This is a genomic window from Cedecea sp. VD22 (assembly GCF_037150195.1).
In the GTDB taxonomy this organism is placed as follows: Bacteria; Pseudomonadota; Gammaproteobacteria; order Enterobacterales; family Enterobacteriaceae; genus Cedecea.
In genome coordinates this window covers 294,890-318,551 of sequence record NZ_JBBCPX010000002.1, presented here as the reverse complement: position 1 = coordinate 318,551, position 23,662 = coordinate 294,890, and the positions used below count along the sequence as shown (strand labels likewise).

24 protein-coding genes are annotated in these 23,662 nt (G+C 56.8%); 17 read left to right on the top strand and 7 right to left on the bottom strand.

The features are described 5' to 3' along the window. The first annotated feature begins 157 nt into the window (after nucleotides 1-157). The 5 genes from urtB (at nucleotide 158) to WFK85_RS23615 (ending at nucleotide 5,580) form a co-directional block, all read left to right on the top strand. A complete protein-coding gene (urtB, locus tag WFK85_RS07585) occupies nucleotides 158-1,729 on the top strand; it encodes an urea ABC transporter permease subunit UrtB (RefSeq protein ID WP_336707042.1) in 1,572 nt (523 codons plus the stop codon). Continuing rightward, nucleotides 1,729-2,802 carry an urea ABC transporter permease subunit UrtC gene (gene urtC / locus WFK85_RS07580; RefSeq protein ID WP_336707044.1) on the top strand — a complete coding sequence of 358 codons (1,074 nt, stop codon included), beginning with the start codon at nucleotides 1,729-1,731 and terminating at the stop codon, nucleotides 2,800-2,802. The genes urtB and urtC overlap by 1 nt, the downstream gene beginning before the upstream one ends. After that, entirely contained in the window at nucleotides 2,802-3,599 is a 798-nt protein-coding gene (gene urtD, locus WFK85_RS07575) for an urea ABC transporter ATP-binding protein UrtD (RefSeq protein WP_166992988.1), read from the top strand. The genes urtC and urtD overlap by 1 nt, the downstream gene beginning before the upstream one ends. A gap of 9 nt (nucleotides 3,600-3,608) precedes the next feature. Continuing rightward, a complete protein-coding gene (gene urtE / locus WFK85_RS07570) occupies nucleotides 3,609-4,307 on the top strand; it encodes an urea ABC transporter ATP-binding subunit UrtE (RefSeq protein WP_336707046.1) in 699 nt (232 codons plus the stop codon). Nucleotides 4,308-4,401: 94 nt separating this feature from the next. Continuing rightward, nucleotides 4,402-5,580, top strand: a complete 1,179-nt coding sequence (locus WFK85_RS23615; RefSeq protein WP_442892172.1) for a GNAT family N-acetyltransferase — start codon at nucleotides 4,402-4,404, stop codon at nucleotides 5,578-5,580. Between the two features lie 14 nt (nucleotides 5,581-5,594). On the opposite strand, the gene WFK85_RS07555 is transcribed toward WFK85_RS23615, so the two are convergent. Beyond that, the gene (locus WFK85_RS07555; RefSeq protein ID WP_336707336.1) at nucleotides 5,595-6,806 is read right to left on the bottom strand and encodes an MFS transporter; all 1,212 of its coding nucleotides are present in this window, start codon (nucleotides 6,804-6,806) and stop codon (nucleotides 5,595-5,597) included. A gap of 197 nt (nucleotides 6,807-7,003) precedes the next feature. Between WFK85_RS07555 and eamA the strand changes: the two genes are divergently transcribed. Beyond that, nucleotides 7,004-7,906 (top strand): O-acetylserine/cysteine exporter, encoded by a 903-nt coding sequence (eamA, locus tag WFK85_RS07550; RefSeq protein WP_336707048.1) that lies wholly within the window; start codon nucleotides 7,004-7,006, stop codon nucleotides 7,904-7,906. A gap of 43 nt (nucleotides 7,907-7,949) precedes the next feature. On the opposite strand, the gene marB is transcribed toward eamA, so the two are convergent. From marB to marR, 3 genes are read right to left on the bottom strand one after another with little or no spacing between them, the layout of a single operon-like run. After that, nucleotides 7,950-8,162, bottom strand: a complete 213-nt coding sequence (gene marB, locus WFK85_RS07545) for a multiple antibiotic resistance regulatory protein MarB (protein ID WP_008459034.1) — start codon at nucleotides 8,160-8,162, stop codon at nucleotides 7,950-7,952. 38 nt (nucleotides 8,163-8,200) lie between these two features. Beyond that, nucleotides 8,201-8,593 (bottom strand): MDR efflux pump AcrAB transcriptional activator MarA, encoded by a 393-nt coding sequence (marA, locus tag WFK85_RS07540; RefSeq protein ID WP_008459033.1) that lies wholly within the window; start codon nucleotides 8,591-8,593, stop codon nucleotides 8,201-8,203. Nucleotides 8,594-8,613: 20 nt separating this feature from the next. Continuing rightward, nucleotides 8,614-9,048, bottom strand: a complete 435-nt coding sequence (gene marR / locus WFK85_RS07535; protein ID WP_008459031.1) for a multiple antibiotic resistance transcriptional regulator MarR — start codon at nucleotides 9,046-9,048, stop codon at nucleotides 8,614-8,616. Between the two features lie 187 nt (nucleotides 9,049-9,235). On the opposite strand from marR, the gene WFK85_RS07530 reads away from it, so the two are divergent. Then, nucleotides 9,236-9,904, top strand: coding sequence for a MarC family NAAT transporter (locus WFK85_RS07530; RefSeq protein ID WP_008459029.1), 669 nt, complete (start codon nucleotides 9,236-9,238; stop codon nucleotides 9,902-9,904). A gap of 46 nt (nucleotides 9,905-9,950) precedes the next feature. On the opposite strand, the gene WFK85_RS07525 is transcribed toward WFK85_RS07530, so the two are convergent. Beyond that, nucleotides 9,951-11,150 carry a sugar transporter gene (locus tag WFK85_RS07525; RefSeq protein WP_336707052.1) on the bottom strand — a complete coding sequence of 400 codons (1,200 nt, stop codon included), beginning with the start codon at nucleotides 11,148-11,150 and terminating at the stop codon, nucleotides 9,951-9,953. A 196-nt stretch (nucleotides 11,151-11,346) separates the two neighbouring features. On the opposite strand from WFK85_RS07525, the gene WFK85_RS07520 reads away from it, so the two are divergent. Beyond that, on the top strand, nucleotides 11,347-12,138 hold the full coding sequence (locus tag WFK85_RS07520; protein ID WP_166992585.1) for a PhzF family phenazine biosynthesis isomerase: 792 nt from the start codon (nucleotides 11,347-11,349) through the stop codon (nucleotides 12,136-12,138). A gap of 122 nt (nucleotides 12,139-12,260) precedes the next feature. Continuing rightward, the gene (locus WFK85_RS07515) at nucleotides 12,261-13,097 is read left to right on the top strand and encodes an SDR family oxidoreductase (RefSeq protein WP_336707054.1); all 837 of its coding nucleotides are present in this window, start codon (nucleotides 12,261-12,263) and stop codon (nucleotides 13,095-13,097) included. On the opposite strand, the gene ptrR is transcribed toward WFK85_RS07515, so the two are convergent. After that, entirely contained in the window at nucleotides 13,098-13,967 is an 870-nt protein-coding gene (ptrR, locus tag WFK85_RS07510) for a putrescine utilization regulator PtrR (protein WP_008459022.1), read from the bottom strand. 101 nt (nucleotides 13,968-14,068) lie between these two features. Between ptrR and sad the strand changes: the two genes are divergently transcribed. From sad to glsB, 3 genes are all read left to right on the top strand, one after another. Then, nucleotides 14,069-15,460, top strand: coding sequence for a succinate-semialdehyde dehydrogenase (gene sad / locus WFK85_RS07505; protein WP_336707057.1), 1,392 nt, complete (start codon nucleotides 14,069-14,071; stop codon nucleotides 15,458-15,460). 202 nt (nucleotides 15,461-15,662) lie between these two features. Continuing rightward, nucleotides 15,663-17,264, top strand: coding sequence for a methyl-accepting chemotaxis protein (locus WFK85_RS07500; protein WP_166992577.1), 1,602 nt, complete (start codon nucleotides 15,663-15,665; stop codon nucleotides 17,262-17,264). Between the two features lie 69 nt (nucleotides 17,265-17,333). Further along, nucleotides 17,334-18,260 (top strand): glutaminase B, encoded by a 927-nt coding sequence (gene glsB / locus WFK85_RS07495; RefSeq protein ID WP_336707060.1) that lies wholly within the window; start codon nucleotides 17,334-17,336, stop codon nucleotides 18,258-18,260. Nucleotides 18,261-18,269: 9 nt separating this feature from the next. Here glsB and WFK85_RS07490 read toward each other — a convergent pair whose 3' ends face one another. Continuing rightward, on the bottom strand, nucleotides 18,270-18,392 hold the full coding sequence (locus WFK85_RS07490; protein WP_254902675.1) for a hypothetical protein: 123 nt from the start codon (nucleotides 18,390-18,392) through the stop codon (nucleotides 18,270-18,272). Nucleotides 18,393-18,708: 316 nt separating this feature from the next. Between WFK85_RS07490 and WFK85_RS07485 the strand changes: the two genes are divergently transcribed. The 5 genes from WFK85_RS07485 (at nucleotide 18,709) to WFK85_RS07465 (ending at nucleotide 23,661) form a co-directional block, all read left to right on the top strand. Then, a complete protein-coding gene (locus WFK85_RS07485) occupies nucleotides 18,709-20,190 on the top strand; it encodes a diguanylate cyclase (protein ID WP_442892174.1) in 1,482 nt (493 codons plus the stop codon). Nucleotides 20,191-20,274: 84 nt separating this feature from the next. Next, a complete protein-coding gene (locus WFK85_RS07480) occupies nucleotides 20,275-21,327 on the top strand; it encodes a diguanylate cyclase (RefSeq protein ID WP_336707063.1) in 1,053 nt (350 codons plus the stop codon). 57 nt (nucleotides 21,328-21,384) lie between these two features. After that, nucleotides 21,385-21,834, top strand: a complete 450-nt coding sequence (locus WFK85_RS07475; protein WP_336707065.1) for a GGDEF domain-containing protein — start codon at nucleotides 21,385-21,387, stop codon at nucleotides 21,832-21,834. Nucleotides 21,835-22,109: 275 nt separating this feature from the next. Next, nucleotides 22,110-22,634, top strand: coding sequence for a GNAT family N-acetyltransferase (locus tag WFK85_RS07470; protein WP_166873978.1), 525 nt, complete (start codon nucleotides 22,110-22,112; stop codon nucleotides 22,632-22,634). Nucleotides 22,635-22,725: 91 nt separating this feature from the next. Continuing rightward, complete coding sequence (locus WFK85_RS07465; RefSeq protein ID WP_336707069.1) at nucleotides 22,726-23,661, top strand: zinc-dependent alcohol dehydrogenase family protein; 936 nt, start codon at nucleotides 22,726-22,728, stop codon at nucleotides 23,659-23,661. The last annotated feature ends 1 nt before the right edge of the window (nucleotide 23,662 follow it).

The window sequence follows — 23,662 nt, the reverse complement described above, 5'->3', positions numbered from 1 at the left end:
ACCCCGGCCCTCTCCCTGGAAGGGAGAGGGAGAAAGAGGGAAAGCCCTCTCTGAAAAGGAGCTGGGGAAATCTTTTATTCCCTCTCCCCTTTGGGGAGAGGGTTAGGGTGAGGGGCTGGCCGAGGGGCATCAGGGTAAAACCATTCAGGAGAACGCCATGACATTAGCAACACTGGCCCGGCTGCTGCTGGTTGTGGCCGCAATATTGCCGGGACTAGCCGCCGCCGGGGATGCAGAAACGTTTGCGGCGGCAAACCGCACGGCGCAGGCCGACCTGCTGCAAAGCTGGACGCTGGCGCCCGATCCCGCCCGTTTACCGCTGCTCAATGCGCTGCAGCAGGAAACGCTGGTCACCGACGGGCATTCGGCTTTCAACCAGACCGGAGCCGTGCTGACGCCGTTGGGCGACGAAGCCCAGCCGCAGGGCGAAACCAAAAAACTCCGTTTGACCAACCGGCTACGCGTTTTGGTCGCCGGAGCGCTGGCTAGCCATCAATTAATAAGTGACAACGTCACAACTCGTTTAAACGCCGCGAAAGCTTTGCAGAAAGAGGCGCCGCCGGAGCTGCTGCCCGTTTTACAGAAGCGGATGAGCGCAGAAAAAGAGCAAAGCGTGCGTGATGCGCTGACGCTGGCCGCCGCCCGCCTTGAGCTAGCCAGCCCGCAGGCCGCCGTGCGCCTGGAGGCGGTTAAGCTGCTCGGCAAGTCCACCGACCCGGACACGGAAGCGTTACTCAAACCTTTAACCGATGCTGGCGCAGAGACGGATGCCAGCGTGCGCCAGGCCGCCGCTGACGGGCTGCGTCAAATCGAACGCCGGCAGATGCTGGGGGATATTCTCGGCCAGGCGTTTATGGGGCTTTCTCTGGGGTCGATTTTGCTGCTTGCCGCTCTGGGGCTGGCGATCACCTATGGCCTGCTGGGCGTGATCAATATGGCGCACGGCGAAATGCTGATGCTGGGCGCGTACTCGGCGTGGGGCGTTCAGGCTGCTTTCCAGCAGTTTGCCCCGGCATGGCTGGCGCTTTATCCCCTGGTTGCGCTGCCGGTGGCTTTTGCGATCACCGCCGGGATTGGCATGGCGCTTGAACGCACCATTATCCGCCATTTGTATGGCCGCCCGCTGGAAACGCTGCTGGCGACATGGGGTATCAGCCTGATGCTGATTCAGATCGTGCGCATGCTGTTTGGGGCGCAGAACGTGGAAGTGGCTAACCCGGCCTGGCTGTCCGGTGGGCTGCAGGTGCTGCCGAACCTGATCCTGCCGTGGAACCGCCTGGTGGTGCTGGGCTTTGTGCTACTGGTGCTGCTGTTTACCTGGCTGCTGCTGAATAAAACGCGGCTGGGCATGAACGTGCGAGCCGTGACGCAAAACCGCGCGATGGCGGCCTGCTGCGGCGTTTCGACCGGGCGCGTGGATATGCTCGCGTTCGGGCTTGGCTCCGGCATTGCCGGGTTGGGGGGCGTGGCGCTTTCTCAGCTGGGTAACGTCGGCCCCGAGCTCGGCCAGGGCTATATCATCGACTCCTTCCTGGTGGTGGTGCTGGGCGGCGTCGGGCAGCTTGCCGGGAGCGTGGCGGCGGCGTTCGGGTTGGGCATCTTCAACAAGATCCTCGAACCGCAAATCGGCGCGGTGCTGGGCAAAATTTTGATTCTGGTGCTGATTGTACTGTTCATTCAGAAGCGGCCACAGGGGCTGTTTGCGCTCAAAGGGAGGGTCATTGACTGATGAGTATGCCGCTGACTTTAACGCTCGGACGTAAAGCCCCGCGCCTGACTTTGGTGTTGGGGATGCTGCTGGTGGTTTTGCTGCTGACGCTGCCGTTTCTGACGCTGTTGCCTGCCAGTAATCCGTTCAGCTTGTCGACCTACACCCTGACGCTGATGGGCAAAATCCTTTGTTATGCCATCGTCGCGGTGGCACTGGATCTGGTCTGGGGCTATGCCGGGTTGCTTTCCCTCGGGCACGGTCTGTTTTTCGCTCTCGGCGGCTACGCCATGGGCATGTACCTGATGCGCCAGGCCGCCGGTGACGGGCTGCCCGGCTTTATGTCGTTTCTCTCCTGGAACGAGCTGCCGTGGTACTGGTCCGGCACACAGTACTTCGCCTGGGCGCTGCTGCTGGCGATGGCGGCCCCGGGGCTGCTGGCGTTTGTGTTCGGCTATTTCGCCTTTCGCTCAAAGATTAAGGGCGTGTACTTCTCGATCATGACGCAGGCGTTGACCTATGCGGGGATGCTGCTGTTTTTCCGCAATGAAACCGGCTTTGGCGGCAATAACGGGTTTACCGGCTTCACCACTCTACTGGGGATGCCCGTTACAGCGGTCGGGACGCGTATCGGGCTGTTTATCGCTACCGTGCTGCTTTTAGTGGCGAGCATTGGCCTCGGCTTCTGGCTGGCGCGCAGCAAGTTTGGTCGCATTCTGACGGCGGTGCGCGATGCGGAAAACCGCCTGACGTACTGCGGGTACGATCCCCGGGGCTTCAAGCTGCTGGTGTGGACGCTTTCTGCGGTGCTGTGCGGCCTGGCCGGGGCGCTGTACGTGCCGCAGGTGGGCATCATTAACCCGGGCGAAATGTCGCCGACCAACTCTATTGAGGCCGCTATCTGGGTGGCGCTGGGCGGGCGCGGCACGCTGATTGGTCCGGTGCTGGGCGCGGGGCTGGTGAACGGGGCGAAAAGCTACTTCACCATGGCGGTGCCGGAGTACTGGCAGCTGTTCCTTGGCCTGATTTTTATTCTGGTGACGCTGTTTTTACCGCGCGGGGTGATTGGCCTGCTGCGCAAAGGAGAGAAATGATGCAGCCTGCCGAATCTCTGTTTACCCGCCAGTACGCCACGGATCGCTTTCGCGAACAGACCGACCCGGTGCTGGCGCTGGAAAATATCAACGTTAACTTCGATGGGTTTCAGGCGTTAACCAACCTGTCGCTGAATATCGGCGTGGGGGAGCTACGCTGCGTGATTGGGCCGAACGGTGCGGGAAAAACCACGCTGATGGACGTGATCACCGGCAAGACCAAACCCCAAAGCGGCAAGGCCTTTTACGATCAGTCCATCGACCTGATGCGGCTGGAACCCATTGAAATCGCCCGGCGGGGCATTGGCCGTAAATTTCAAAAGCCCACGGTATTCGAGGCGCTGACGGTCTTCGAGAACCTGGAGATCGCCCAGAAAAACGCGAAGTCGGTATGGGCAAGCCTGCGGGCAAAACTCAGCGGCGAACAGCGCGACCGCATTGATGACATGCTGGTGACGCTGCGGCTGACCGGGGAGCGCCATCGCCGGGCCGGGCTGTTGTCCCACGGGCAAAAGCAGTTCCTCGAGATCGGCATGTTACTGGTCCAGGAGCCGCATTTGCTGCTGCTGGACGAGCCTGCGGCGGGCATGACCGATGCCGAAACCGAATACACGGCGGAGCTGTTTCGCAGCCTGGCGGGGAAACATTCGCTGATGGTGGTTGAGCACGATATGGGTTTTGTGGAAACCATTGCCGACCACGTTACCGTGCTGCATCAGGGGCAGGTGCTGGCGGAAGGTTCCCTGCGAGAAGTGCAGGCGAATGAGCAGGTTATTGAGGTCTACCTTGGCCGTTAAGGAGCAAATATGCTGCAGGTGAATGAGCTTAACCAGTATTACGGCGGCAGCCATATTCTGCGCGGGGTCAGTTTTGAGGTACGCGTGGGGGAAGTGACCTGCCTGCTCGGGCGTAACGGCGTGGGGAAAACCACGCTGCTGAAAAGCCTGATGGGGCTGGTGCCGGTGAAAGGCGGCAGCGTTAGCTGGCAGGGGAAAACCCTCACCCAGCGCAAACCACACCAGCGTGTTCAGGCCGGTATTGCCTACGTGCCGCAGGGACGGGAAATCTTTCCGCGGCTGACGGTGGAAGAAAACCTGCTGATGGGGCTGTCGCGCTTTTCCGGGCGCGAGGCAAAGGCCGTCCCGGACGAGATTTACCAGCTCTTTCCGGTGCTAAAAGAGATGAAGTTCAGGCGGGGCGGCGATCTCTCCGGCGGGCAGCAGCAACAGCTGGCGATTGGCCGCGCCCTGGCCTGTAAGCCACAGCTGCTGATTCTGGATGAGCCAACGGAAGGGATCCAGCCGTCGATCATCAAAGAGATCGGCCAGGTGATTCGCCACCTCGCCGGGCGCGGGGATATGGCAATTCTGCTGGTGGAACAGTTTTACGATTTTGCCGCAGAGCTTGCGGACCAGTATCTGGTGATGTCGCGCGGGGAGATAGTCCAGCGCGGGCACGGCAGCGCCATGGAACAGGAAGGCGTCCGGGGGCTGGTGGCGATATAAGTGGTCTGCCAAAAAATACCGATTGTGGTACTTTTTGGTGAACCTCTGTGCGCCTATAGTTTTCGACATTCACCATCGAATTCGAGAGGTTAGCATGTCTTTTACCGTCAACAGTTTCCAACAGCCGATTGGCTTATCTCTTCCTGACTGGCAGCGCCGCCCGCTGCCGGAGCGCGTCACGTTAAACGGACAGTTTTGCCGCCTCGAGCCATTAAGTGCGGCTCGGCACGGGGCGCAGCTTTGGCAGGCCTGGGGGCAGGCTGAAGATGCGCGAGGCTGGACTTATCTCAGCGTTGGGCCGTTCGATACCGAAGCCGACTTTATGCAGTACATTGCCGGGGCAGAAACAAGCGCCGATCCTTTTCATTTTGCCGTGGTGGATACCGCCAGCGGCCAGGCGCTGGGCACGCTGTCGCTGATGCGCCTTGACCCGGCGAACGGCAGTATTGAAGTCGGCTTTGTGGTGTTTTCGCCGTTGCTGCAGCGTACCGCTCTGGCCACGGAAGCCCACTTTTTGCTGATGAAGTATGCGTTTGAAACGCTGGGCTACCGCCGCTATGAGTGGAAGTGCGACAGCCTGAACGGGCCATCTCGCCGCGCGGCGCTGCGTCTGGGCTTCCGTTTTGAAGGCGTGTTCCGCCAGATGGGCATCTACAAAGGGCGTACCCGCGATACGGCGTGGTTCTCTATCACCGATGGCGAGTGGCCGCTGGTGAAAAGCGCGTTTGAACGCTGGCTTGCCCCGGACAATATGCCTCACGGCGAACAGCGTGTTGGGTTGGCGGCTATTCGCGACGCACTTAGCCGGCAGAAAAGCGAACCCGCTCGGCAGGTGAATGTCCGCCTGTTAACGGCGGGCGACCGGGCGCAGTGGCAGGCGCTCTGGCAGGGCTATCTGACCTTTTATGATGCTCAAATCAGTGACGGTGTCACCGATTTGACCTGGGAACGTATGCTGGATGCGCAGGAGCCGCTGTGGGGATTCGGGGCTTTTGACGACCAGGGCACTATGCTTGGTTTCACCCATTTCCTTTATCACCGCAGTACCTGGTCAGCAACTAACTACTGCTACCTGGAAGATCTGTTTGCGACGCCGCAGGCGAGGGGCAAAGGCGTTGGTCGGGCGCTGATTGAAGCGGTACGTCAGCATGCTGCAGCCAACAACAGTTCGCGCCTGTACTGGCATACCCATGAAACCAACGCCACCGCGCAGACGCTGTATGACAAAGTGGCGAAGAAATCTGGCTTTATCAAATACGAAAAAGACGTGTAATCACGAGCGCCTCGTCAGGCCGTTATGGGCTGGCGGGGCGGCGTATTCATGCCGATCACGATGACGTAGTAAGCCAGTACAATTGTCGCCATCAGCACCACGAACAGCATGTAAGGCGGCAGCCAGCTCAATAACAGCCCGGTGACCAGCGGGTTGCAGGCTCCACCAAGCCAGCCGAGTTGCTGGGCGGCAAAGTAGCTTGATTTCAGCCCCGACGGCGCGATGTTGTCGACAAGCATGTATTCCCCGGGCGCGTAGATCAGCTCCCCAATGGTAAACACCAGCGAAGACAAGCCCCACAGCCACAGATTAGTGTCAGAAATCATAAAGCCGCCGAGGCCGCATACGAAAAACAGCGTGCCGTAGAACATCATCTTTTTGATGTTATCGGGGCGAATGTTTTTACCCAGGAAGTACTGGAAAGCGACAACCACAATGGCGTTGACCGACAGCACGACGCTGACCACCTTTTCCGCCAGCCCGGTATCGCCGATAACAATCGCATATTGCGACAGGCAGCCGGCGAACGCGCCGTAAACCATCGAGCCTAAAAATGCCGAGGTCGTGAACCACATCAGCTGTTTGTCGCGCAGCATCATGCGCGGCGATGGCAGCACCTTGTCTTCCACTTCAGTAGCGCGGCTGCTCACCGGCTGGCTTTGTACGTAACGGGCAATCATCAGAATCGGCAGCAAGGCGGTCATGGCGGAGAGCCAGAACGGCAGATTGGTGCTGTACATCACTACGAAGGTGCCTATCGGCGGGCCAACCGTCCAGCCAACGTTGACGAAGGTGTAGTTGAGGGAGAAGATTTTGGGCTTCAGGCTGATGTCCAGCGTTTCGGAAAACCAGGCTTTCACCACCACGGAGAACACGGTGTAAGAGCAGTTGATAATCGAGTAAAACAGCACCACCAGCCCGGCGTTGTGTACCAGCGGGATAACCGCAAAACCGCCGAGGAAGATGACGATAGCCAGCAGCATCGCTTTTTTCTTATCAAATTTATCCGCAAGGATGCCAAACCACAGGCTGAAGATCACCCCGGCCACCAGCGCGACGGTAATCGCCAGGCCGATATCCGTCAGCGCCATCTGGTATTCGCGCGAAAGATAAATGGTCATAAATGGCAGCGTCAGACCCCGCCCGATAGTCAGCAGCAGCGAAGAAATAAGTAACACAGTTGTTGCAAGTTGTTTGCCTGCAAACAGATTTCTGAGGGCGGTCATGGCGGCCTGTTTAGTCATCGTGGGGTAAGAGAACAAGAAAGATTTATCACGAAAAATCAGCCTGGTATAGCAACCAAGTCTGACATAAGCACGATACATCACATCTGTACTCCTGACAAAAGTGGGATCTGTATCTATTTACTCAGGGGGATAAGGTTTATTTTTTTACAAATCGATAATAAATACAGGGCGGGACAATGACGCGTAAAGATGGATTGCTGGCATTGCTGGTGGTGGTGATTTGGGGCGTGAATTTTGTGGTGATTAAGCTGGGGCTGCACAATATGCCGCCGCTGATGCTGGCGGGGCTGCGTTTTTTGCTGGTGGCGTTTCCGGCGCTGCTGTTTGTGGCCCGGCCAAAGCTGCCGTTTCGGCTGCTGGCGGGCTATGCGCTGACCATCAGCTTCGGGCAGTTTGCCTTCCTGTTTACCGCGATCAAGTTTGGCATGCCCGCCGGGCTGGCTTCACTGGTGCTGCAGTCTCAGGCGTTTTTCACCATTATTCTGGGAACGTTTTTCTTTGGCGAGCGGCTGCAGGCTAAGCAGCTGGCCGGGATCACCCTGGCGGTCTTCGGCGTGCTGGTGCTGATTAAGGGCAGTTTCGAAGGCCAGCACGTCGGGCTGCTCGGCTTTATGCTGACGCTGGCGGCGGGCATGAGCTGGGCGTTCGGCAATATCTTTAACAAGATGATCATGCAGCATGAACAGCGCCCGGCAATCATGTCGCTGATTGTCTGGAGTGCGCTGATCCCGGTGCTGCCGTTTTTTGCGGCAAGCTGGCTGCTGGATGGCCCGGCAACGATGCTGCAAAGCCTGGTGAACATCGATACAACGACCATTCTGTCGCTGATCTACCTGGCGTTTATCTCTACCATTGTGGGCTACGGGATCTGGGGCACGCTGCTGGGGCGCTACGAAACCTGGCGCGTAGCGCCGCTGTCGCTGCTGGTGCCTGTGGTGGGTATGGCCAGCGCGGCGTTGCTGCTCGGTGAAAAGCTGACGGTAATGCAGTTGCTGGGCGCGATGCTGATTATGGGCGGGCTGTATATCAACGTCTTTGGTCTGCGTTTTGGCCGGTCGGTGAAGCGGGTCTCATCCTGATATTCGCGGCACCCGCCCAGCATCGGGCGGGTCAGCCTTTATCTTACGAACGCGAATGACCGTGGTAGTACGGGGAGCCCAGCTCTTCTGAACGTTCAGCTGCCGTTTGCTGCGGGCCTTTAGACAGTTGACTGCCGGAGCAGGTGATCATGTTGCCGTAGTTGGCCTGGGTGGCGTTGAAGCTGCCGGACTGCTCCGCAAGAGCGTTGGTTGATGCCAGCGCCAGAAGGAGCGCGGCTGCGGAGATGACTTTCATATTTCCTCGGTTACGTCTGTAAAACGGACGGTGATGCGTTAGTTACACAAACTGCAATACTGGTTGTACGGGTGCAGATATTTGCCTTCGCCAGCGAGACGGGTTACGCGGTACTTGTGCGGCGGCACCGAGAAGTAGTTCTTGAAGGTGCGGGTTAACGTCTGCTGCGATTCAAAACCGTAGCGCTCGGCCAGATAAAGGATCGGTTCGTTGCTCTCTTTTAGCTTCAGGGCGATTTCGGTCAGCTTACGGTTGCGGATGTACTGGCCCATTGAGTGGCCGGTTTCTTTTTTAAACATCCGCTGCAGATGCCACTTGGAGTAGCCTGAGCGCTGAGAAACCTTCTCCAGCGAGAGCGGGGTTTCCAGGTTCTCTTCAATCCACCCCAAAATGCTTTGAATTGTGACCGCATCATTGTTGCGTCTGGACATCGTTTCACCTCTTTGCAGGTTTACGGCAATACCTTTTTCAACAGGCGATAAAGCGTATCGACTTCGTCGTCCGTAAGGTTTTTAGTGAGTTCTTTATGGAGGCTAAGCCCCACCAGGTTTCGGCATTCTTCACACAGCGCCACGCCTTCCGGCGTCAGCCTGATCAGAACGCCGCGCTTATCGTTGGGGTTCGGCAAACGCTCGACCCAGCCTTTGCACAGCAGGCGGTCCAGCATTCGGGTTAACGCACCGAGGTCAACGGAAAGCACTTTTTTCAGCTCGACTGGGGTAATACACACTTCATAGTGAATGGAGCACAGCACCTTAAACTGGGTCGCGGTGATATCCAGCGGGGAGAGAGAATCGTTTAACAGGCGATCTTTATGCTGATTCACCATGTGGATCAATCGCCCGAGGGGGATCATTTCGTTAAACAGATCACAGGTGCTTTTCACTATGTTTGCCCAGGCAAGTAGATTAGTCACGGCAGATACTATTGCCGAGGCAAGTATAAGTCAACGTGATGATTCAGCCGATGCCACGAAAAGCTAAAACGCTTCAACAGCGGTCAGTAAACTGCGGGCTGCTATAGTCTAACCTGCGCTATAGCTGTTCAATAAAGGACAAAAAAAGGATAAAAATATGATGGATTTACTCAGGGCTATCGGCCTTGGCCTTGTGGTACTGCTGCCGCTGGCGAACCCGCTCACCACCGTGGCACTGTTCCTTGGGCTTTCCGGGGACATGAACAGCCGGCAGCGCAATCGCACGGCACTCATAGCTTCGGTGAATGTGTTCGCCATCATGATGGTGGCGTATTACGCCGGGCAGGTGGTGATGAACACCTTCGGGATTTCGATTCCCGGGCTGCGTATTGCCGGGGGCTTGATCGTCGCCTTTATCGGCTTCCGTATGCTGTTCCCGCAGCAGAAAGCACATGAATCCCCGGAGGCGAGAAGCAAGTCGGAAGAGTTAAGCGAAGAGCCGGAAGCCAATATCGCTTTTGTGCCGCTGGCGATGCCGAGCACGGCAGGGCCGGGCACCATCGCGATGATTATCAGCTCCGCGTCTACGGTGCGGGCGGGCTCTGACTTCCCGAGCTGGGTCATTACCGTTGCGCCACCGCTGATTTTCCTGGCCGTGGGCGTGATTCTTTGGGCCAGCCTGCGAAGCTCCGGTGCGATTATGCGTCTGGTGGGTAAAAGCGGCATTGAAGCGATTTCCCGCCTGATGGGCTTCCTGCTGGTATGTATGGGCGTGCAGTTTATTATTAACGGCGTGCTGGAAATTATTAAAACTTATCCCGCCTGATTTGAGCGTGATGGAAAAAAATGCCCTCGTGATGAGGGCATTTTTGTTACTGCGTAGGCTGGGGCCGCTCTTCCAGCGCCACCGGCCAGCGGCGGAACACCAGAATGGACCAGACCAGCGCGATAAGCGCCGGAATCGCGCCGATAAAGCCGATATCTGACATGGAAATATGCAGGCTGACCTGGTTCCCCACCAGCGCGCCCGCGCCAATGCCGATATTAAAGATCCCGGAGAACAGCGACATCGCCACGTCGGTGGCATCCGGCGCCAGGGCCAGGACTTTAACCTGCATCCCCAGGGCCACGATCATAATTGAAATGCCCCAGAACAGGCTGAGCCCGGCAAGGGTGAGTTCGCTTTGCGCGGCGGGCAACAGAAGGACCAGACAAGCGGCCATCAGCGCAATCGCGCCGGACACCAGCCCCGAAGCGTATTTATTCCCCCATTTGCCAAACAGCACGCTGCCGATGATGCCCGCGCCGCCAAACAGCAGTAAAAGCAGGGTGGCGAAGTTAGCGCTAAGCCCGGCAATTTGCTGGACGAAAGGTTCGATATAGCTGTAGGCGGTGTAATGCGCGGTGACCACCACCGCGATTAAGGCATAGATATTGACCAGCGCCGGGCGGCGGAACAGTTTGGGCACGCTCGACAGCGAGCCAGAATGCTCGCTCGGCAGTTTGGGCAGCAGTTTCATCAGGCAAAACAGCGTGATGGCCGCCACGACGCCAATGACGAAGAAGGTGGTACGCCAGCCGAAATACTGCCCGACGATACGCCCGATCGGCAAGCCCAGCACCATTGCCAGCGCCGTGCCGGTGGCGAGCAGGCTTAACGCCTGCGCTTTTTTGCCCGCCGGAGCCATACGAATGGCCAGGGAAGCGGTAATCGACCAGAAAATGGCGTGGGCGAAAGCAATCCCAATGCGGCTGATGACCAGCACGGTAAAGTTCCAGGCGAGGAACGACAGCACGTGGCTGGCAATAAACAGCAGGAAAATGCTAATCAGCAGGCGGCGACGTTCAACCTGGCTGGTCATCAGCATAAAGGGCAGCGACATCAGGGCCACCACCCAGGCGTAGATAGTCAGCATGATCCCGACCTGCGCGGTTTCCATGCCAAAGCTTTGCGCAATGTCGGACAGCAGGCCGACGGGCACAAACTCGGTGGTGTTAAAAATAAAGGCGGCGACGGCGAGAATGACGACCCGCAGCCACGCCGTTTTGCGTGAAACGGTAGCAATTGTCATAAGGGAATATGCAGGTAAATAAGGGGTAGGAATGGGGCGATCATAAAACCATCAGATCGACGACACAACCCATTTTGTGATTTATGTCTCATTTGGGGCTGGCGCCTGGGTACGGTAGAAAAAAAACAGCACAGTTCGGGCGAGTATGTCATGGTAGAGGTGAAGAAAATAACAATGAAAAGCAGGAGTAACGCCAATGCAAGCAATTGACTTTTATATGGTAGACGCCTTCGCAGACGCAACGTTTGGCGGCAACGCGGCGGCGGTTTGCCCGCTCAGCGAATGGCTGCCGGATGAAACGCTGCTGAAAATGTCGCAGCAGCATAATCAGTCGGAAACGGCTTTTTTTGTGACCACGGATGAGGGCTTTGAGCTGCGTTGGTTCACCACCCAGGGGGAGATCAACCTTTGCGGGCACGCTACGCTGGCGGCCTCCCACGTTATTTTCGAGCATCTGGATTACCCGGAGGCGACGATCCGTTTCAGCACGCGTTTTGTTGGCCCGCTGACCGTGACGCGTAGCGGTGAGTGGCTGACGCTGGATTTCCCGGCCTGGGAAACGCAGCCGATTGCGCCGCTGCCCGAGCTACTGGCCACGCTGGGTATTAGCGAGTGTAAAGAGATGCGCGTCGGGCGTGATTATATGGTGGTGCTGGAAAGTCAGGCGCAGGTTGAGGCGATTCAGCCCGATATCAGCGCCATGATCCCGCTGGAGAAAATGGTCTGTATTACCGCCGCAGGCGAAAGCGAGTATGACTTTGTCAGCCGCTTCTTTTGCCCGGGAGAATCGGTGCCGGAAGATCCCGTCACCGGCTCCGCTCACAGCATGCTGATCCCTTACTGGGCGGATAAGCTGAATAAAACCCATCTGCTGGCGCGGCAGGTCTCTTACCGCGGCGGGGATCTGCGCTGCCAGTACAAGGGCGACCGGGTGTTGATTGGCGGCAAGGCTGTGACCTATCTGGTGGGGAAAGTGCTGCTGCGTTAACTTGCCGGGCAAAATTCCCCGGAATTAATGAATGCAGTTCATAAAGGCTAGCACGTCGGAGGCGATTATTGATGAATCCGGCCGTGCTAGCCTTATTGCATTCCATTATTCAGGAGAAAAACATGCCTTCTTCCCAGGACGTTATTGTTGTTATCGGCAGCGGATCGATTGCTCAGGCGATTGCCCGCCGCGTCGGCACCGGTAAACATATTTTGCTGGCCGATATCACGCCGGAAAATAGCCAGACCGCGCAGCAAACGTTGCAGCAGGCGGGTTTCCGGGTCAGCACCACCGTGGTTGATGTTCGCTCGCGGGAATCGATTCAAAATCTCGTGAGTCTGGCTTGTGGCCACGGAGAAGTGAAGGGCGTGATCCACACCGCCGGGCTTTCACCTTCCCAGGCTGTCGCTCAGGATATTCTCCGGGTCGATCTTTACGGTACGGCAGTGGTGTTTGAGGCGTTTGGAAAGGTTATTGGCGCGGGAGGTTCCGGGGTGGTGATTGGCTCGCAGTCCAGCCACCGGCTGGATGTGGACGCGCTGACGCAGGCCGAGGCCGACGAGCTGGCAACGCTGCCGCCGGAACAGCTGCTGGAATTACCGCGAGTCAAAGCCATTGACGACAGCCTGTATGCCTACCAGGTGTCAAAACGGGGCAATGCGCTGCGGGTGATGGCCGAGGCGGTAAAATGGGGGCGGCGAGGCGCGAGAATCAACTGCATCAGTGCCGGGATCGTGTATACCCCATTGGCCTATGACGAACTGAACAGTGTCGAACGCGGGGAGTTCTACCGAAACATGCTGGCGAAATCCCCGGCGGGAAGAGGCGGCACGCCGGACGAAATTGGCGCCCTGGCTGAGTTTCTCTTTGGCCCGAACGGCACCTATATCAGCGGGAGCGATATCCTGATCGACGGCGGGGTGACCGCCGCTTATAAGTATGGGGATCTCAAGGCTTAGTTAAGGCACCTGCGAAGGCAATTCCAGCAGCGAGATAAAAGCATCCAGCTGGCGGGTTTTGGCGTCTCTGCGCCACAGCAGCCAGGTATCAAGATAGCGCTTATCCTCCGGCAGCGGCCAGGTGCTCACCTGATGGCTGCCCGGCATACTCTCCAGCATACTCCGTGGCATCAGCGCCAGCCCCGCGCCGGCAATCACGCAGGCCAGCATCCCGTGATAAGACTCCATTTCGTGGATCTTGCCCGGCATAGCCTGGCTGTCGTGAAACCAGCTCTCAAAGTGACGGCGATAGGAGCAGTTGGCCCGGAAAGCGTAAATACTCTCGCCGTTCACGTCGGCCCCGCTGAGAATAGGGGCATGATCGGCGGGCGCGACGACGGTCATCTCTTCGCGATACACCGCCAGGCCCTCAAGGGACGGATGCAGCACCGGGCCGTCAACAAAGGCGGCGGCGAGGCGGCCTTCGAGCACGCCGTCAATCTGGTCGCCTGAAGGCCCGGTGGTGAGAGAAAGGTGGATTTTCGGGTAACGCTGGTTAAAGTTTGCCAGTACGCCAGGTATGCGCACCGCCGCCGTACTTTCTAACGAACCCAGCGCCAGCGGGCCCTGAGGTTCATCGCCGGACACCACCATGCGTGCTTCATCCACCAGCGCCAGAATACGCTTGCTGTAGGCCAGGAAGCTGTGGCCGGACGGGGAGAGCTTCAGGCGCTGGTTCTCGCGAATAAACAGCGCCACGCCTAAATCGGCCTCGAGCTGCTTGATGCGGGTCGTGAGGTTCGACGGGACGCGGTGTACCTGCTGCGCGGCGGCGCTGATGCTGCCGGTTTCAGCGACGGCGTTAAACATTTCCAGCTGAGTGAGGTCCATGGCTTTCTCAAATCGTGAAGGGTTTGCTTAGTATTATTCATTTTTAAACTTTGTGCCTCAAGGCTACTGTTAACATCTCATTCACCTGTCGAGGCACCACCATGCAATCAGTAACCGGGCAAACCCACGCCATTTCACGCAATCCCGCTACCGGTGAGCGCATTGCGGTTTATCCTTTTGAGAACGCCGCCGAGATTGATGCCGCGCTGGCCCGTAACCAGCAGGCTTTTAACACCTGGCGCGTTACCCCGCTTAACGAACGTGCGCAAAAGCTGCGTGATTTGGGCGCGGCGGTGCGTAAACACGGCGAAGCAATGGCACAAATGATTACCGCCGAGATGGGCAAGCCTATTTTGCAGGCGCGCGCTGAAGTGGCGAAGTCCGCTAACCTTTGCGACTGGTATGCCGATCACGGCCCGGCCATGCTGGGGGCGGAAGCGACTCAGGTTGAACACAATAAGGCGGTGATTGAATACCGTCCGCTGGGGCCGATCCTGGCGGTAATGCCGTGGAACTTCCCGCTGTGGCAGGTGCTGCGTGGGGCGGTGCCGATTCTGCTGGCCGGTAACAGCTATATTCTGAAACATGCGCCAAACGTGATGGGCTGCGCAGAACTCATTCGCCAGATGTTTGTTGACGCGGGCTTTGTGCCTTCGCTGTTCGAACTGCTTAATGTGACGCCGGAAGGGGTCAGCCAGGCGATTAACGACCCGCGTGTGGCTGCCGTCACCGTGACCGGTAGCGGTAGAGCAGGTGCCGCGATTGGTGCCCAGGCAGGTGCCGCACTGAAAAAATGCGTGCTGGAGCTGGGCGGGTCCGATCCGTTTGTCGTGCTGAATGATGCCGATCTCGACGAAGCCGTGAAGGCCGCCGTGGCAGGGCGCTTCCAGAATACCGGGCAGGTTTGTGCCGCCGCGAAACGCTTTATCGTTGAAGAGGGAATTGCCGCTGCCTTTACCGACCGCTTTATTGCCGAGCTGAAAAACTATGAGGTTGGTACGCCGCAGGAAGAAGCTAATCGCATTGGGCCGATGGCACGCTACGATCTGCGTGATGAACTGCATGAGCAAGTGACAATGTCACTTAAGCAGGGCGCAAAACTGCTGATCGGCGGGGATAAACTGCCTGGCGAGGGCAACTACTATGCGCCGACCGTGCTCACTAATGTCACGCCAGAGATGACCGCGTTCCGCCAGGAGCTGTTTGGCCCGGTGGCCGCGATTACCGTCGCCCGCGACAGCGAACATGCCCTTGAGCTGGCAAACGACAGCGATTATGGCCTGTCCGCGACGGTTTATACCGAGAATGAACAGCTGGCGCTGGAGATGGCGGCACGCCTCGAATGCGGCGGGGTGTTTATCAACGGCTATAGCGCCAGCGATCCGCGCGTGGCGTTTGGCGGGGTGAAAAAAAGCGGGTTTGGCCGCGAGCTTTCCCATTTCGGGCTGCATGAGTTCTGTAATATTCAGACCGTGTGGAAAGACAGGCGCTAGCTTAGCCCGCCTGACGTCGGTTTGCCGGGGAGGAATAATGCTTGTTTTCTCCGGTAAGGGCAGACGTTATGCTGGTTTGTGCCCGCGCAATCAGTAAAAAGTAAGGCCGCCTTGAAGGTGGCCTTGTTTGTCATGAGAATGAAATAATTCTGTCATTTTCGCTCAGTACACTCGCGGCATCGTTGTGTTACTGAAGAAAATCATGAACATAAGTCAAATTTTTCGCCGTTTAAATCCCTTGATGCTGCTTGCCCGTCGCCCTCGTGAGTTCGGGCTGCTGAGCGGGGTGGTTGGCGTTATCGCACTCTTTTCCGTGCTACAAATTCTCTCCACCGTGTCCCTGTCCAACATCCTGCACGAAACCCGCCAGAGCGTCCTCGAAAATAACCAGCTTCATCAGCAGCAGGTGGTCATGGAGAAGGCGAGAACCTCGCTGCTGATGACCAGTGACCTGCTGAACCGGGCGGGCGTTTACTTTATGCAGGACAAAGAGACCGGGTCGGTCGGCAGCTGGAACAGCCTGGTGGATGAGGCCGACGCCGCCCTGAAAGTTTCGCAGCAGAATTTTGCCGCCTGGCAGCAACTTCACCCGGCGGGCAGCGAGAGCCTGGCCAACAGCTATCAGCTGTTCTTCGGCGGATTGAAAGAACAGCTGGAAGGGATGCAAAAGAAGGCCTCCATCGATGCGTTCTTTGAAGTGCCGATTCAGGCTTTCCAGTCCGATTTCAACGAGCAGTACGCGCGCTATCAGACCGAAGGCGAGAAGCAAACAGCTGCGGCCAGCCACACATTGCTGGACAGCCTGAGTCAGGCGCAAACGCTGTTTATTATCGCGCTGGGTATATTACTGGTCGTGGCGATTGCCGTCTGGCTGGGCGTGGCTCGCTGGGTGATTCGCCCGCTGCGCAGCCTTATCGAACATTTACATATTCTGGCCGCCGGCGATCTGTCGCGGCTCCCCGCTGAGCGAAGACTGGTTAACCGCGAGGTGAAGCAGCTGCACGGCAGCGTACTGGAAATGCAGCAGGGCATTCAGCAACTGGTGCAAGAGGTGCGGGAATCCTCGGCCATTCTGTTAAGCAATATTGGCCAGCTTGCGGAAGGGAATAACGAGCTGTCTACCCACTCTTCACAGCAGGAGCAGGAGCTGGAGAAAGTCACGCTGCATATCACCGAGCTGGAATCCCGCGTACAGGAAAACAGCCAGTACGCTATTCAGGCGAACCAGCGCGCGGACGAAGCGCGTGAGATGGTGGCCGGTGGCGACCAGATGATGCACACGGTAAATACGTCAATGCAGGATATTGTGACCCGTTCCTCTGAGATGCGCGGCATTGTAGCGATGATTGATAACGTTGCTTTCCAGACCAATATCCTGGCGCTAAACGCCGCCATTGAGGCGGCTCATGCGGGCAACCAGGGGCGAGGTTTTGCGGTGGTGGCACGTGAAGTTGGCCTGCTGGCGAAACAGAGCAGTCAGTCGACCAGAAATATTCAGTCGTTGATCAATAACTCGCTGCAGGGTATTGAGCAAGGCAGCGAAGCCGTCTCAGAGCTGGAGGCGCAGTTGAAAAATGTGATTGCCCTGGTGACCCGCCTGAGCGGGCTGCTGAATGAAATTTCCAGCGCCTCCGTTGATCAGGGCGCCAGCGTGCATCACGTCACGGCGCGGATCACCACGCTTAATCAGGCGGTGAGCCAGACCGGGCTGCTGATTAAGGCCTCGGCTAATACCTCAAAACGTTTGCTGGATGAGTCCCAACGCCTTGAAAAAGCTGTCGCTCGCTTTCAAATGACCGCCTGAGTTCGTCTTATTATCGGCCCGTGGCTCTGGTATACTTTCGCCGCTTAACATATGCCTCAGGAGCGCACGGTGCCGGTTCAATTAAACAATCAGTTACTGGAAGAGATCCTCAACCAGGTTCGCCCTTTGCTGGGTCAAGGAAAGGTCGCGAATTATATTCCGGCGCTGGAAGAGGTTTCCGGCAATAAGCTCGGGATTGCTATTTGTACCGTGGACGGAGAGTTCTTCAGCGCCGGGGATGCGTCAGAGCGTTTTTCTATTCAGTCGATCTCTAAAGTGCTGAGCCTGACGCTGGCGATGGGTCGCTATGATGAAGCTGAAATCTGGCAGCGCGTAGGCAAAGAGCCGTCCGGCCAGCCGTTTAACTCTCTGTTACAGCTTGAGCTTGAGCAGGGCAAACCCCGCAATCCGTTTATTAATGCCGGTGCGCTGGTGGTATGTGACATGCTGCAAACCCGCCTCAGCGCGCCCAAACAGAGGATGCTGGAAGTCGTGCGGGCGCTCTCCGGTGCTGACGATTTAGTCTATAACACACGCGTCGCGCGGTCTGAATTTGAGCATTCGGCACGCAATGCCGCGATTGCCTGGCTGATGAAGTCATTTGGTAATTTTGAGAATGATGTCATTACCGTGCTGCAAACCTATTTCCATTACTGTGCGCTGGAAATGAGTTGTCTGGAGTTAGCCAAAACGTTTTTATTTCTGGCCAATCAGGGGCGGGCTCTGCACATTGCTGAACCGGTGATCTCTGCTCAACACGCTCGGCAGATTAATGCGCTGATGATCACCAGCGGCATGTATGACGGTGCGGGGGAATTTGCCTATCGCGTGGGGTTACCGGGAAAATCGGGCGTGGGTGGCGGGATTATCGCCAACGTACCGAATGAAATGTCTATTGCCGTGTGGTGCCCGGAGCTGGATGCTTCCGGTAACTCACTGGCCGGGACGGCCGCTCTGGAAATTCTCTCTCAGCGCATCGGGCGCTCTATTTTTTAACCGACGCAGTTATTGCAGTAATAATAATCCCGGTATGCGCAACCATAGCACGCCAACCAGGCTAACGGTGGCCAGCACGGCCAGCATTATGGCGGTAATGATGAGTCGTTCCGCCCAGGGTGTTTTACGCATTTCAGCTCCGGGAAATCCTACGTTTATGGACTATAAGGCAGCGACGTTAAACATCGGTTAAACCTGAGGCTGCTAATTATTCCCCGGCAATAAGTCTGAATTTTTAGCCACAAAGCCTGCCGTTGACAAAAGGCGGGGGAGAAGGTGGCAAAAATTTAACTTATGGCTAATAGTTCATGCGGAACGCTGGCGAGTTGAGTGAATTTTCTTCTTTCTCTCAATGCCCTGGATTGTTAGCGGGATAAACATGCTAAGCTAATGCTTATTTTCGCAATCACCTGATGGCGCTATTTATTTTCAGCGGTGATGAATAGATATGAACCAGGATAGCATGGTTAATCGACCTAAGTTTTCATTCTTTTCCCCCGATAAAATGCTGTTAAATGCGATCAGTGTTTTTGCGCTTACCACGCTATTTTACTTCTTTGGCGCTTCGCTTCGGCTGGTTAACGATCTTTCGCTATTCTGGCCGCTGAATGCGGTGCTGGCCGCCATCTTTGTGCGTAATCCGTGGCTGAACAAAGCCATTTATTATTTTATTTGCTATGCGGCAATGCTGGTTTATGACGCCTTTACCACCCAGTGGGGCTGGCAGTCGACGATCATCAACTTTTCAAATATGGTGTTTATTGTCACCGCCGCCCGTTTATTGCTGCGCTATTCGCGCAATATGGATGAGAGTAACTGGGCGCTAAATGCGTTTAATATTTTTAACTTTTCGCTGATTGCCGCCATATTATCTTCATTATTTGGCGCGGTAGGATCGCTGGGGATAAGCGGCGATTACCATGAAAAGTTTATGCCGCTCTATGCTGACTGGGTGAGTGAGCAGTTTTCAACCGGCGTGCTGATGCTGCCCTGTTTGCTGACCGCCAGCTGGCCTTCCTGGCGGAAACTGACCGGTATCGTGCCGTCAGACATGTATCCGTTTTTTTCCGTGGTGATTGCAGTCTGCACGGCGATGATTATCGGCGGGGCGGGCAGCCTGGCGTTTCCGCTCCCTGCGCTTATCTGGTGCGCTATTCGCTACCCCCTCCCGGTTACTGCGCTGCTGACGCTGATTACCGGCGGGGTGGAAATTGTGCTGGTGGCCCACGCGGCAATTAATCTCCATTCCGAACAGCCGTTGTTGCTGGTCGATCAGATGTTCTCGGCGCGCCTGGGCATTGCCACTATCGCGATTTGCCCCCTGATTGTTTCCATCAGCGTGGATGCCATTAATCAGCTGATTAAGCAGACTTCGCGGCGTGCCGACTATGATTACCTGACGGGCGTTTATTCCCGCTCCGGGCTGTTTGAAGCACTCAAGCGCAGCGGGCGGCATCAACCAATCCCGCAAGAGCCGCTGCTGTGCGTGATGCTGCTGGATATTGATTTTTTCAAACGAATCAATGACAGCTGGGGCCACGAATGCGGGGATACCGTGCTGGCCTCTTTCGCCAGCAGAGTGCTGGACACCGTAGGTGAGCGAGGAATGGTGGCGCGCATCGGCGGGGAAGAGTTTGTGGTGGTGTGCCGGGTTCGGGATAACCAGCAGGGTTTTGAGATTGCCGAGCAGATCCGCAAAACGATTGAAGTCAGTACTTTTCACTACGAAGAACAATCGCTGTTTATCACCGTCAGTATTGGCCTGGCTGAGGCGGCGCTGGGTAATAACACGCTGGAAGCAACCCTTAATCAGCTTATTCCCGAAGCGGATAAGTATTTGTATTTATCGAAGCGGCAGGGGCGCAATAAAACCAGCGCGAGTAACGTGCACGCTGAAGTGTTTCCGGCCTCGCACATGCGTGATTCTTAATAGCCATGTTCACTTCGGATCCTTTATTATCGCGTAGTATGCCCGTGCAGTTTGTCGTGGCTGGTTCGTTTGCCTGAGATAGTTATGCGTACACCCGATCCTCACAAAAATGCCAGAACTCACGGCTCTCGCTTCGTTAATCGCATGTATATCATGCGTATGCTGGGGACGTTTCTGTGCTTCTTGCCCTTCTTTTCGGTACTGAATGAGCAGCAGTCCTCTGTGCCAGTTATGGCGCTGTTGGTCGTTAACGCTTTTGTCTGGCCGCACGTGGCGCTGTTAAAAGCGCGCTTTTCTGCTTCTCCGGTCAAGAGTGAAAAACAAAACCTGGTGATCGACGCGGCAGCCGGGGGCTTCTGGATTGCGATGATATCGCTCAGCGCGCTGCCGTCGGTAGTGATTATCACCATTCTGGTTTCCGACCGGCTGGCCGCCGGGGGAAAACCGCTGATGAAGCGGGCGATGCTGGCAATCTTGCTTGCGTTTGTGCTGACCTGGATAAGCCACGGGATGCCGTTTAGTCCGGCGGTTTCTGCCCGGACAATGTACGCCACGCTGCCGCTGATTGCCGTTTACACTATCGCGCTCAGTATGCTGACGGCTTCGATAGCGCTGCAGCTACGGGAAAAGAGCCGCGAGCTGGAAAACATTGCCATGATGGATCCCCTGCTGGGGATTGCCAATCGCCGCCTGCTGGAACGAAAAATCAGTAATGAGCTGGCGCGGTTGCGCATTGCCTGCGGCAGTTCGGCGCTGATGTTTATCGACATAGATAATTTCAAAGAAGTGAATGACCGTTTCGGGCATAAAGTGGGGGACGCCATTCTGATGGCGGTGTCCGACGTGCTGCGGATTGTCACCCGCTCCAGCGACACGCCGGCGCGCCTTGGCGGGGACGAGTTTGTGGTCCTGATGCCGAATACCTCCCTGGAGGAAGCCGAAGGTATTGCCCAGCGGATCCTGCTGGAGTCCATTAATGTTCGAGTCCTGCCTGAAAAAAATGCGTTCTGTACCCTGAGTATCGGGATTGCCTGTGCGACAAAACAGATGCCGGATGCCGCCGAATGGTTAAAAGCGGCAGATGATGCACTCTACAACGCTAAACGTGCCGGGAAAAACCGCATTTACGCCGCCTGAGTAATGATCATCTAAACTGTAAGCAGACCCCATGATGAGTCTGCACCGGAGGATGAGATGCTCGATACCACCCTGACCGACGAGCTGACGGGCCTGCTGAACCGTCAAGGCCTTATGTTTTTGGGGCAATACGCCACGGGGAGCGCTAACCGCCGGGCTGAGCCGCTTTCTCTGGTATTTATCCACCTTGACGGGATGGCGCAGATTAACGACAGTTTGGGCCATGAGCAGGGCGATCGTGCGCTGGTCGCTTTCTCAGAACTTATGCGTTCTTCTTTCCGTGAAACGGATCTGATCGCCAGGCCGGGCGGCGATGAGTTTGTTCTGCTTTTTAACGGGACGAATGAAGAAGGGGCATTTATCGCCATGCAGCACCTGCAGGGTAAAGTGACCGATTTTAATCAGCGAGCAGATAATCGCTGGATGCTCTTCTTTCGCTGGGGAAGCGCGGAGTACGACCCCCGGCGACATCTCAGCCTTGAGGATGTGATAGCTGAAGCCAGCTAGGCTGGGATAAAATTATGAAAAGCTACAGACGATCGGTGCAATCATAATTCCTTATGGTGGAAGGGAATTAACACCCTGAGTGGATATCTCTCCTGATGCGCTTTTATTGGCTGCAGCAAGGGGGAGATTCTATTCTGAAACGAAAACCGCATCCCCCCAAACCGCCCATCCATATCTTTTCTGAATAGTGGGTTCCTGAGTTACCGGGTAAGCTGGACTATTCTTATGTCCGGTAATATTCCGACATAACTCTTAACCACTGTTCAGGAGTCGCTGTGCCCGAGTATCGTATTCGTTCCCTGAAGGCCTGTGAATTTGCTGCCGCAACCGCATCATTAACGGATGTACTGATTGATTGTGTGGCTGGTGGGGCTTCGGTCAGCTTTTTACATCCTTTGGCGCCGGAAAAGGCCGCGGCGTTTTGGGGGGAGGTTGGCCAGAGCGTGGCGCGGGGAGAACGCACGCTGATTGTGGCGGAAGATGGGCAGGGGCGCATTGTGGGCACCGTGCAGCTGATCACCAGCCAGCCGGAAAATCAGCCGCACCGGGCCGATGTGGCCAAACTTCTGGTTCATCGCGTGGCGCGGCGGAAAGGCATTGCCCAGCGCCTGATGGCTTATCTGGAAGCCGTTGCCACCACGCAGGGAAAATCAGTGCTGGTACTGGACACCGCCACCGGCAGCGATGCGGAGATATTCTACCAGGGCATGGGCTGGCAGCGCGTGGGGGATCTCCCGCATTATGCGTTAATGCCGGACGGCAGCCCGTGCTCCACGACGTTTTACTACCGTAATTTATGAGGCAATAGGTGACAATGTCACTTATTCGATGCGTTTATGCTGACTCAGCCGTGATATAGTGCCTGCAATATGGCAGTTGCAGGCATTCAGTATGGAAAACGCAGCCCTCTGGTTCCGGCAGTTTGGCGAACCTGAACAGGTCTTAACCCTCGAACAAACGCCGCTGGCGCCGTTTATCTCCGGCACGCTCCGGGTGCGCATGCACTATGCGCCGGTTAATCCCTCAGATCTTATTCCCGTTACCGGGGCTTATCGCCACCGGGTATTTCCGCCGCGTATTGCCGGGTACGAAGGCGTCGGCATTGTTGCGCAGGCTGATTCTCCGGAGTGGATTGGCAGGCGTGTGCTGCCTCTGCGCGGGGAAGGCACCTGGCAGCGGTGGGTTGACTGCCCGATTCAGTGGGCCGTGCCCGTGCCGGACAGCGTGCCGGATGAGCTTGCGGCGCGCGGGTATATCAATCCTCTGGCGGCCTGGTTAATGCTGAAAAAGTGGCCCGTGGCGGGAAAAAATGTGCTGGTCACGGCGGCAGGGTCAACGTGTGCTGGTTTACTGGCGCAGTGGGCCAAAAGGCAGGGTGCAACGGAAGTCTATGGTGTTTACCGCTCGGCACAGCGTCTTCCGGCGTTGCTTGAATCCGGCATTATCCCGCTGAGCGGGGATGACGAGCATCGCATTGCCGAAGCTGCTGGAAAAGTTGACGTTGTGTTTGACGCCGTGGGCGGTGAGTTAGCCACATTGATGCTCGATCACCTTAATCAGAATGCCGAGTTGGTTTCTTACGGTTTGCTGAGCGGGAAGGCGTTCTCTCCGCGCGGGAAGAACATTACCGCGCAGCGATTTCATCTGCGCGATACGCTGGCGGTCACGCCGGTTGCAGAATGGCAGGGCTGGTTTATCTCACTGTGGGAACTGTTGCTACAAACGCAGCAGCCCGATGCGGCGGTGTATGCGCTGAAGGAGTGGCGGCAGGCGCTGGCGCTGTTCCGTGAACCTGGCCGCCAGCGCAAACCGCTGCTGAAGCTATAAG

What these genes read in the sequence shown, in the direction of transcription:
- urtB (WP_336707042.1), top strand. Translation starts at nt 158, where the DNA reads ATGACATTAGCAACACTGGCCCGGCTGCTGCTGGTTGTGGCCGCAATA.
- WFK85_RS07485 (WP_442892174.1), top strand. Translation starts at nt 18,709, where the DNA reads ATGAACCAGGATAGCATGGTTAATCGACCTAAGTTTTCATTCTTTTCC.
- WFK85_RS23615 (WP_442892172.1), top strand. Translation starts at nt 4,402, where the DNA reads ATGTCTTTTACCGTCAACAGTTTCCAACAGCCGATTGGCTTATCTCTT.
- urtD (WP_166992988.1), top strand. Translation starts at nt 2,802, where the DNA reads ATGCAGCCTGCCGAATCTCTGTTTACCCGCCAGTACGCCACGGATCGC.
- WFK85_RS07475 (WP_336707065.1), top strand. Translation starts at nt 21,385, where the DNA reads ATGCTCGATACCACCCTGACCGACGAGCTGACGGGCCTGCTGAACCGT.
- marA (WP_008459033.1), bottom strand. Translation starts at nt 8,593, where the DNA reads ATGTCCAGACGCAACAATGATGCGGTCACAATTCAAAGCATTTTGGGG.
- WFK85_RS07500 (WP_166992577.1), top strand. Translation starts at nt 15,663, where the DNA reads ATGAACATAAGTCAAATTTTTCGCCGTTTAAATCCCTTGATGCTGCTT.
- urtE (WP_336707046.1), top strand. Translation starts at nt 3,609, where the DNA reads ATGCTGCAGGTGAATGAGCTTAACCAGTATTACGGCGGCAGCCATATT.
- WFK85_RS07525 (WP_336707052.1), bottom strand. Translation starts at nt 11,150, where the DNA reads ATGACAATTGCTACCGTTTCACGCAAAACGGCGTGGCTGCGGGTCGTC.
- WFK85_RS07515 (WP_336707054.1), top strand. Translation starts at nt 12,261, where the DNA reads ATGCCTTCTTCCCAGGACGTTATTGTTGTTATCGGCAGCGGATCGATT.
- WFK85_RS07480 (WP_336707063.1), top strand. Translation starts at nt 20,275, where the DNA reads ATGCGTACACCCGATCCTCACAAAAATGCCAGAACTCACGGCTCTCGC.
- WFK85_RS07465 (WP_336707069.1), top strand. Translation starts at nt 22,726, where the DNA reads ATGGAAAACGCAGCCCTCTGGTTCCGGCAGTTTGGCGAACCTGAACAG.
- WFK85_RS07530 (WP_008459029.1), top strand. Translation starts at nt 9,236, where the DNA reads ATGATGGATTTACTCAGGGCTATCGGCCTTGGCCTTGTGGTACTGCTG.
- WFK85_RS07490 (WP_254902675.1), bottom strand. Translation starts at nt 18,392, where the DNA reads ATGCGTAAAACACCCTGGGCGGAACGACTCATCATTACCGCCATAATG.
- WFK85_RS07555 (WP_336707336.1), bottom strand. Translation starts at nt 6,806, where the DNA reads ATGACCGCCCTCAGAAATCTGTTTGCAGGCAAACAACTTGCAACAACT.
- marB (WP_008459034.1), bottom strand. Translation starts at nt 8,162, where the DNA reads ATGAAAGTCATCTCCGCAGCCGCGCTCCTTCTGGCGCTGGCATCAACC.
- WFK85_RS07520 (WP_166992585.1), top strand. Translation starts at nt 11,347, where the DNA reads ATGCAAGCAATTGACTTTTATATGGTAGACGCCTTCGCAGACGCAACG.
- ptrR (WP_008459022.1), bottom strand. Translation starts at nt 13,967, where the DNA reads ATGGACCTCACTCAGCTGGAAATGTTTAACGCCGTCGCTGAAACCGGC.
- sad (WP_336707057.1), top strand. Translation starts at nt 14,069, where the DNA reads ATGCAATCAGTAACCGGGCAAACCCACGCCATTTCACGCAATCCCGCT.
- eamA (WP_336707048.1), top strand. Translation starts at nt 7,004, where the DNA reads ATGACGCGTAAAGATGGATTGCTGGCATTGCTGGTGGTGGTGATTTGG.
- urtC (WP_336707044.1), top strand. Translation starts at nt 1,729, where the DNA reads ATGAGTATGCCGCTGACTTTAACGCTCGGACGTAAAGCCCCGCGCCTG.